The sequence below is a fragment of the Sunxiuqinia dokdonensis genome (assembly GCF_001270965.1).
Taxonomy (GTDB): Bacteria; Bacteroidota; Bacteroidia; order Bacteroidales; family Prolixibacteraceae; genus Sunxiuqinia; species Sunxiuqinia dokdonensis.
In genome coordinates, this window is the sequence record NZ_LGIA01000161.1 from 121,242 (window position 1) to 130,330 (window position 9,089).

The following is a 9,089-nucleotide window of genomic DNA, read 5'->3' on the forward strand; positions in this document are numbered from 1 at the left end:
AAACTGAACAATAGCGCCTGTTTTGTTTAAAATATGCCAAACAGCATATTATTTTCAAAATTCAAGATTAGCGTGAGGCAATCGGCTTAAAAAACTTTAATGCGATTTATTTCAGCCGGAAGTTGAACATCCCCGGGCACAAAGGCCAGTAAAAATCCACCACCGCCCGACCCCAGCAATTTCACCAGGATGCCGGAGGCCAGCATTTCGTTGTACAATGGGCGAAAATGGGCCGGGATCATTTCTTGCAAGTGCTCGATCTGAAATTTAGAAATAATTGCAAGTTGCCTGAAAAGATCCTGAACTCGACCTTCCAGAAATGCCTGAACCGCCAAGTCATTCGCCGGTAAAAATTCTTTTCGAAAGCTGTTCTCGAAATCTTCATCATCCAGCTTATTCATAAACAGGCGCACGAGTGGTGCCGTTGCACTTTTCACCTCGGTATCGATTAAAAAAACCGCATAGTCCGGCGTTTCCAGCGATGCAGAAGGCAGGTCAATCTGCTGCTTTTCCAATAAAACAGGTCGGTTGATAAAGGAAACCAATGGATCGAAGCCGGAACTCTGTCCATGAAAATAAGACTCCATCAACGAAAAATCCTGCTTCAAAACCGACAACAGATTCTTTTTATCCTTCAGCTCGTTCAAGTCGAGCTGATAATTGCCGTACTGCTCATAAATCGCAGCGCACAAAGCTCCCGAACTACCCACACCATATTGCAGCGGGATATCCGATTCAAAATACATTCCCTTTTCCAAATCACTTTTCATTTCCTCCAGGCGAAGGGGAAAATTCATGTTCGCGTTTATTTGGTGGTGTTGAAAATAGGATACGAAACGATCGAGCTCAAGCCGGCTATCTTTAAAGTTGCCGGGCGTTTCGCCATCCGAAAACTCCAGACCTCCTTTAAACCGGGGGAAAGGAACAGCTAAGGCCTTTGCACCAACCAGCAATCCATATTCCCCAAACAACAATAACTTGGCATTAAATTTTTTCATTCACTCAGCTTCCTTGGCCCGTTTCCGATGCAGTCGTCCAGCCATTGTCCGTCTTCGGTCAAAGGCAACAGTTCATCCTGAATAAACCGATGCACCTGTTGCTTGTCCTGCTCAAAATAGATCAAGTGGATGTTCGGGCCTGCATCAATTGTAAAACCAACAGCTAAACTGGTTTGTTGCCGAAAGGCCCTAATTTTTGCGATGACCGACAGACTGTTTGGATGCAACAAAACAAAGGAAGGATCGGAAGTCATCATGAGCGCATGCAAGCTGAGTGCTTCTTTTTCAATCAATTGAAAGAATCGCACATGATCTCCAATGCGCATGGCCTCAAGCACCTGGCTGAGATGCTTGTTGGCTTGCGAAATTCGAACGTCCTTAAAATCATGATCATTCATGAGCTCGTGTCCCGCCGAGCTGGAAACCTGCTTTTTGGATGAATCGACCAGCAAAACGGCGTCGCGCAACGATTGGTATGCCGGATGAAACTTGTCTGTAAGAGGAATGGCGTTGCAGTCGGTCGAATTGGGAACATCGTCCAGCCGCCCCCACAGAGCAAACGATGGAAACACTGATCGGCAGGCACTTCCGCTACCCAGGCGCGCCCAGCGCGAAGCTTTTTGGAAAAATTGCTGGGGTGTAAATGTCTTCTTGGTCACCTGCTGTTTCAAATCAACCAGACAAAGTGCCAGCGCTCCAAAGGCCGATGCTGACGAAGCGATTCCGGTGGAATGCGGAAAGGTATTTTCGCTCTCAATATAGAAAGCATAATTATTCAGCCATTCATGTTCAAGCGACATGGCCGCCAGGTATTTTTCCACCCGCCCGGTAAAGGCCGAAGGCTTTCCTTCAAACAAAAATTCCACCTTGCGACAACTGGCAGGTTCAATGCGAATGCGCGTTTTGGTTTGGGCCTTCTTCAAGCTAAAACTTAACGAGGGATTCATGGGCAACTGTCCCGGTTTCTTGCCCCAATATTTCACCAGCGCAATATTTGACGGGCATTCCCACGAAGCTTCATATGATTTTTTATCCATCATAATTCCAGATCAACGATTATTTAACACCAGTGATTTCCAAGGAAAAACAACCTGCAATCCTTTTCCCGCGAAGTACTGCAAAACACGTTCCTTGTCTATGGCTGTGGCCGCCAGGTAAAAATCGCCACCCCACGCCCCCAACGATTTGATTTCGCCATCGAAGTCGCTAAAATAAGCGGACTTAACCGTTGGAAGATCCAACAGCTTTGAAACCAACGTTTCATGAGCCACCATCAACTGCTGAAAATCACTCAATGAATCGGCGCGGCTGAACTGCTCCGAAATGGAATTCATTTCATCCAGCTGTGCGGGGCTCAGGGTTTCTTTCTTCAGAAAGCTACGAACTTCGCTGCGGGTACTTTTTTTGGCACCTGAATAGACAAAATAAAGCGCATCAAGAAACGGATAATCCAAATCCACCGGCTCAGGTTTTTTATTTATCTGGTAGAAAATCGGTCCGTCTGCCGAAGCACAGGCGATATCGAAGCCCGAACCATTAAAAATTTCTTCATTGAGCTTGAATGGATCCACTTTGGCCCAAGCCGCCAGGTTGGCAATCATGGTACTGCTGCTTCCCATTCCCCACTGGTTGTGAAAATCAATTTTGGTGTGAATCTCCAAACCGCCATTGAGCTCAACATGCGGATTCATCTTTAGCGCTGTGGTGAGCGCCTTTTGCAAATTCAGCGCCTTTTCCGAATCCGAACTTGCGACAATTTTTAAATCCGGCAACTTCAAGTCACAGGCAAACCACAAGCCCTCTTTGCCAAAGGCTTTCCAGCGTAAAACCCCCGGGCGGCCTTCAAGAATATCCATTTGCTGGCCATATTGCAGGGGCAACGCAAGCGCTTTAGAGCCACGCAAAACAAAGTACTCGCCGGTGAGCAACAGTTTTCCGTTGGCATAATACGATTGTTTAACTTCAGGCATGTTCACTCAAATATTTTTGTACTTCGGAAAAGGAAACTTCCCGATCTTGAAAGTAAAGCCTGGCCGCCTGTTTTTGTTCATCCGAAAGGCTAAAACTGCATAAAATATTGCTTAAATGCATTTTCATGTGTCCCTGCTGAATGCCGGTTGTTACCAACGCTTTCACTGCCGACCAGTTGGAAGCCAGGCCCGCAACCGCCAAATAGCTCATCAGTTGCCGGGCAGAAGGATGCCCCAGAATTTTCATCGCCACTTTCGCCAGCGGATGCAAGCGTGTGACGCCTCCAAGCACACCAACGGCCAGCGGCATTTCCAGGCTAAACCAAAACTTCCCGTCCAAAATTCCGGCCTCGCTAAGTCCGCTGTAACTGCCATTTCGGGCGGCATACGCGTGAGCACCCGATTCAATGGCCCGAAAATCATTTCCTGTGGCAATCGCCAGCGCGTCAACCCCATTAAAAATACCTTTGTTATGCGTCACCGCCCGCGAAACATCGCGTTGTGAAATTTGCACGGCCTGCACCAGTTTCTCCGCCAATTGCCGGGCTTGCATCGGATCAGTTTCCAGCTCTTCAAGCGAACACTCCACCAAAACCTTAACCCGACTGTTGGGGACATAGTTGGACAAAATGGCCATGATGATTTCCACCTGCTTTTCTTCAGCCTGAAAAGCTTCGTTATTCTGTGCCCAGTTTTTCAAGCTGCGTCCAAATTGTTCCAAACACGAATTGATGAAGTTGGCCCCCATCGCATCGCAGGTTTCAAACGAAACATCGACTTGGAAATAATTCGGTAAAACTTCGGGTAAATATTTTAGTTCGATTGCTGTCATTCCGCCGCCACGCCGTTCCATGTTTTTCGTGAGTGGCGCCACTTCATCCAACAGTTGCTTTTTGATTTGCGGAAACAGGCCAACCAGCTTTTCGGGCGCTCCTTTCCAGCAAAAATGAAGCTGCCCTTTCTTTTCGGTGCCAATGATCTCCGTGTGAAAACCGCCCCGTTTTGCCCAAAAACCGGCAGCCTTGGCCAGTGCAGCAACCACCGAACTTTCTTCGGTCACCAAAGGAAAAGTCATCAACTGCCCATCGACTAAAAAGTTGGGAGCCACAGAAAAAGGCAAATGAAAATTGGACAGGTGATTTTCGCTTAAATCAGCAATAACAGCTTGCAATTCTTTATCGGACAATTCGAAAGACTTGAAAAAGTCCGCCGTCGACCGGTCAAGATTCATGGTTTCAACAAGCCACTGAATTTTTTGTCCGCTATCCAATTTCGAAAATCCGCTGATGAGTTTAGGCGCTGTCATAGTCGGGATTTATTGTCAAAAATTGCTGCGCTAAACGGTAAGCTTTCAGTTGGTTTCCAACATAGGTCTTCAGTTCATGATAGTCGCCCGTAGCATGCTTCAAAACGGAAGAAGCCATGCCATAAATGGCGGGCAACTGGCTTAATGAAACCAAATGGTAGCCATCGAGGTAGTTCTTAATTCCCCCTGAAATAATGAGCTGGCGACACTGCGGCTCTTCCACTTCCTGCAAAAGCAGGTTGACGCTTTTCACCATCTGATGGGCCGTTTGTCCCACGAAAGCAAAAGGCTCATACATCTCCTGAACAGCCGGATTTTCGCGCATCAGTTCGAGCTTGGAGAAATTGGTACCCCCGAATGCCGCAAATTCGATGGCAGCCAGCGGAAGTTTCAGCAAGCGCTTCAAACTTGCGGGCCCCATACCCTGCCCCACTTCTTTTACAATGATCGGAAGATGAATACGCGACATCAGGTGTTCGATCGTTTCGATGGGCGGTTGTTCAATGTGGTCGCCTTCAGGCTGAAACCATTCTTGCAGCGGGTTGACATGGACCACCAGTCCGTCGGCCCGCAGCCCGCCAACCAAATCGATCATCGCCTTTTCATTCCGCTCTTTGAGCAGCTTTTCAACTTGCGCAATTCCCAAATTGGCCCAAAATGGCTGATCCGGGCCAATGGTGTCGCGCATGTCAAAATCGGCCCAATGGGTTTTATCGAATAGAATTTTTCGGCAAGATCCCAAGCCCATTCCAAATCCAAACTCACGACAAGCCCGGGCAATATTTTTGTTGATTTTTTCAGCAACTCCGGTTCCTCCGGTCATACTGGAAACCCAAAATGGTGCTCGAACCATTTTTCCCAAAAATAGAAAAGGCTGGGCTTTCTCCTCAGGATGAGCTGCCAGCATGGGCTCATAAATAAAGCGCCGGTCTTGCTCAAGCATCCCTGTATGCGAATCAAACGCCAGTTGGATATGATCCAGTTTGCGATCTTTTTCCATCTTAATCTTTTAAAATCGAACGCGAGATCACCATACGCAACACTTCCGAAGTTCCTTCACCAATGGAAAGCAGCCGTTGGTCGCGGAAAAAACGTTCAATCGGATAGTCATCATTTCGGAACAAGCCCGCGCCACCAAAAATTTGTAAAGCTTCGCTGGCCACATCGCTGGCCACCTGCGAGCAGTAGAGCTTGGCCATGGCTGCCTGAGTTCCAAACGGCTGACCGTTATCCTTCAACCAGCAGGCGTTGTACAAGGTGTTCCGGGCCGTTTCAATCTTCATGGCCATGTCGGCCAGTTTAAATGATATGACCTGAAAATTGGCAAGAGCTTTTCCAAATTGCTTCCGTTTTTTTGCAAAACTCACAGCCATTTCAAAGGCTCCCTGAGCCAATCCAAGCCCCATGGCTGCAATTGACAAGCGGCCTGAATCAATGGTTTTCAGCATAATTTTAATCCCCTCACCACGTTCTCCAAGCATGTCCTCATTCGGAATGTGACAGTCTTTCAAATACACCATACCATTGTCGGCAGCACGCCACAGGAGTTTATTCTTCATAAACTGGCGGGTGTAGCCCGGTGTATCTTGCGAGACCAGGAACGCGGTAAATTCCTTTCGTCCGTCATCGCGCAATCCGGTTTTCGCCACAAAGCTAATTCCAGCCGACATTTCAGAAGCCCCGTTGGTGATGTATTTTTTGTGGCCATTGACCAACCAGCCATTCGCTTTTTCCTCCGCAACAGTCTCCACGCCTTGGGCATCCGACCCGGCATTCTCCTCAGTCAACCCAAAAGCCCATAAATTCTCAGCCGTACAAAGTGGTGGCAGGTATTTGGCCTTTTGCTCTTCGGTTCCGAATTCCATGATCGGACCAACACCAAGTGAATTGTGCGCTGCCAGGGTTGCCGCCACGGAACTGTCAACACGTGCCAATTCCTCAACCGCAATAATGTACGACAGGTAGTCGCTACCCTGACCTCCGTATTTTTTCGGAGCATGCATTCCAAAGACGTTCAGGCTTTTCAGCGAACGAATCAGCTCCACCGGAAACTGTTCGTTGGCTTCAAAATCGCCAATCACAGGCTTTACGTATTTCTCAGCAAAGTCTCTGACTTTTGCCCGGATCGCATGATGAGTTTCGTTTAAAAATGCGTTCATATCGACTTTCTTTGTTTTTTTACGATTCTAAATCCACTAATAATTGTTTGTCTTGCACCAAATGACCTTGGCTCACATGTATATTTTTCACCACAGCATCCACCGGGCTTTGTATTGTAAATTCCGACTTCATTGACTCAATAACCAATAAGTTTTGCCCTTTCTGAAGCAGGTCGCCAGGCTTCACCAAAACAGCAATGACTTTACCAAAAAGATTGGCAACAACCTGATCCATTTTCAGCTCACCTTGCGCCACTTCGAGCTTGTTTAAACAAACCTGCCCCGGAATATGATTACTTCTTAACCGGTACTTTTTGCCTTTAAGCTGAAGGACGGTCGCATCCTCTTCCCCGGAAATAAAGATAGTAATATCTTTATTATTGAGTTGGAAATCAATTATTGAACCATTAAAATGATAATTTCTTAAATCATAAGTGGTTTCGTTCCAGGTCAGCGCCCATCCAATTTCTTTCCTAACCATTTCAATTTCATGCCACTCGGCACCGCTTTGAATCCTAAAACGGTGCATCATCCGCCAATATCCCAAAGCTTTCCACAGCTTGGTCGATTTCACCGGCCTGTAAAAATGATGCAAAACATAAGCCGTCAATAACTCAGCAGCCGTTGAATCGGCCGATTGGTTTAACGATTGGACAATCGTGGGCAGCTGATCTTCGACCCAACGCGTGTTGATATTGTTTTGTTTGAAATCTTGCTGCTTGACCAGCTCCAGCAGGAACTCCTGGTTGGTGCTTAATCCGTCAATATGTAAACTCGCGAGCGACCCGCACATTTTTTCACGGGCTTCGTCTCTGGTTTCCGCCCAAACAATGAGTTTCCCAACCAACGAATCGTAGTTTGAAGAGAGGGATGTTCCATCGCGCAAAAAACTATCCCACCGGGCATCGTTGGGCACATGCACCTGGCCGACCAATCCCGATGTGGGCCTGAAATCATGCAATGGGTCTTCGGCACAAATCCGCAACTCCATAGCATGTCCTTTTATTTCCAGATCGGATTGCTTCAAGCTCAGCTGCTCGCCGGCAGCCATACGAAGTTGCCATGCCACCAAGTCTTGTCCGGTCACCAACTCGGTCACTGGATGCTCCACCTGCAAGCGGGTATTCATTTCGAGGAAGTAAAAGTTGTCTTCCTCATCCACCAGAAACTCAATCGTTCCGGCACCGCGGTATTTGGTTTCCCGGGCAATTTGAACTGCTGCCTGGTATAATTGTCCCCTGGTTTCTTCGGAAAGTGTCTGAGCCGGCGACTCTTCTATCAGCTTTTGATACCGACGCTGGATACTGCACTCGCGCTCAAACAAATGCACCGCATTCCCTTGTCCATCGCCCAGTAGCTGAACTTCAATGTGTCGGGCGCCTGACAGAAATTTCTCGACAAACAGTTCGCCATTCCCAAAATACTGTTCCGCCTGTCGCTGTGCACGTTTCAAGGCGGCGGGCAAGGCGGCCAGGTCATGCACCACTTCCATTCCTTTGCCACCGCCACCGCACGAAGCTTTGACGAGGACCGGAAACACTAACTGATGGCTCCGCGACAAAATATCGTCAACAAGACCGGTCATTCCCGGAATAACAGGAATGCCAAGTGATTTCACAAAAGCAATCGCCTGCGTTTTTTCGCCCATCAAGCGAATTTGATCTGGCGTAGCGCCAATAAAACCCAGTCCGGCCTGTTCCACCCGATTGGCAAAATCAGCATTCTCCGATAAAAAACCGTAACCCGGATGAATGGCTTCGGCTCCACAGGCCAAAGCAGTTTCAATTATTTTTTCCTGATTCAGATAAGTTTCACTCAATTGGGTACCTTCCAGCAAAACGGCCTGATCAGCCAATTCTACGTGCAACGATCCGGAATCATCAGCAGCATAAACTGCCACCGTTGCAATCCCCAAACCTCTGGCTGTTTTGATTACACGCACGGCAATCTCTCCCCGGTTGGCAATGAGTATTTTATGAAAAAGGCTCATCAGTTTTCCATCACATTTAGTTTCTGCCAATCCGGTTTTCGCTTTTCCAGAAAAGCCCGCAGTCCCTCCTGTCCTTCATCCGAATGAATCAGATCGGCCAATACCGCTGCGGTGTATTCACTATTTTCGATCGTCAGTTCGCCCGAGCCCGATTTTAACAACAACTGTTTGCAAGCGCGCAAAGCATTGGGTGACGAATCTTTCAGTTCATCAATCAGCTTACCAACAACCTGCTCCAGCTTGCCATCTTCGGCCAAAAAATCAACCAGGCCGATCAGGTGCGCATGGGCAGCCCCGAAACGATCGCCGGAATACATCAACTTTTTCAGATTTTGATTGCTGACCCGCCGGCTCAAGAAAGGTGTGATGATGGCTGGAACGATGCCGAGCTTGATCTCGCCAAAAGCAAAGGCTACAGAATGTTCTGCCACAGCAAAATCGCAGGACGCTACAATGCCATTGGCCCCACCCAATACATTCCGGTGCACCGCAGCAATCGTCACTTTCGGAAATTGATAGATTACTTTCATCAACTCGGCCATACGCAAATATTCCTGCCAATTATCAGCCTTGGCTTTATTGATGGCCTGGGCAAACCAGTTGATGTCGGCTCCAGCACAAAAGGATTGCCCTTCGCCTGAAAACACGACGAACCGAACATCATCC

8 protein-coding genes are annotated in these 9,089 nt (G+C 47.8%); all 8 read right to left on the reverse strand.

All coding sequences use genetic code 11. The annotated features are described in order from the left end of the window. Positions 1 to 86 precede the first annotated feature (86 nt). Positions 87 to 998: a mevalonate kinase family protein gene (locus NC99_RS12695; protein ID WP_053184228.1), complete on the reverse strand. Its 912-nt coding sequence runs from the start codon at positions 996 to 998 to the stop codon at positions 87 to 89. Beyond that, positions 995 to 2,038 carry a diphosphomevalonate/mevalonate 3,5-bisphosphate decarboxylase family protein gene (locus NC99_RS12700; protein WP_053184230.1) on the reverse strand — a complete coding sequence of 348 codons (1,044 nt, stop codon included), beginning with the start codon at positions 2,036 to 2,038 and terminating at the stop codon, positions 995 to 997. The genes NC99_RS12695 and NC99_RS12700 overlap by 4 nt, the downstream gene beginning before the upstream one ends. Positions 2,039 to 2,047: 9 nt before the next feature. Then, positions 2,048 to 2,968, reverse strand: a complete 921-nt coding sequence (locus NC99_RS12705) for a GYDIA family GHMP kinase (protein ID WP_053184232.1) — start codon at positions 2,966 to 2,968, stop codon at positions 2,048 to 2,050. After that, positions 2,961 to 4,274 carry a hydroxymethylglutaryl-CoA reductase gene (locus tag NC99_RS12710; RefSeq protein WP_053184234.1) on the reverse strand — a complete coding sequence of 438 codons (1,314 nt, stop codon included), beginning with the start codon at positions 4,272 to 4,274 and terminating at the stop codon, positions 2,961 to 2,963. Before NC99_RS12710 ends, NC99_RS12705 begins: the two co-directional genes overlap by 8 nt. After that, complete coding sequence (locus NC99_RS12715) at positions 4,261 to 5,274, reverse strand: beta/alpha barrel domain-containing protein (RefSeq protein WP_053184236.1); 1,014 nt, start codon at positions 5,272 to 5,274, stop codon at positions 4,261 to 4,263. The genes NC99_RS12710 and NC99_RS12715 overlap by 14 nt, the downstream gene beginning before the upstream one ends. Position 5,275: 1 nt before the next feature. Beyond that, positions 5,276 to 6,433 (reverse strand): acyl-CoA dehydrogenase family protein, encoded by a 1,158-nt coding sequence (locus tag NC99_RS12720; protein WP_053184238.1) that lies wholly within the window; start codon positions 6,431 to 6,433, stop codon positions 5,276 to 5,278. Between the two features lie 19 nt (positions 6,434 to 6,452). Next, positions 6,453 to 8,423 carry an acetyl/propionyl/methylcrotonyl-CoA carboxylase subunit alpha gene (locus NC99_RS12725; protein WP_053184240.1) on the reverse strand — a complete coding sequence of 657 codons (1,971 nt, stop codon included), beginning with the start codon at positions 8,421 to 8,423 and terminating at the stop codon, positions 6,453 to 6,455. Further along, positions 8,423 to 9,089 (reverse strand): enoyl-CoA hydratase-related protein (locus NC99_RS12730; RefSeq protein ID WP_157624867.1); only part of this gene is annotated, 667 nt, incomplete at its 5' end. The genes NC99_RS12730 and NC99_RS12725, both read right to left, overlap by 1 nt.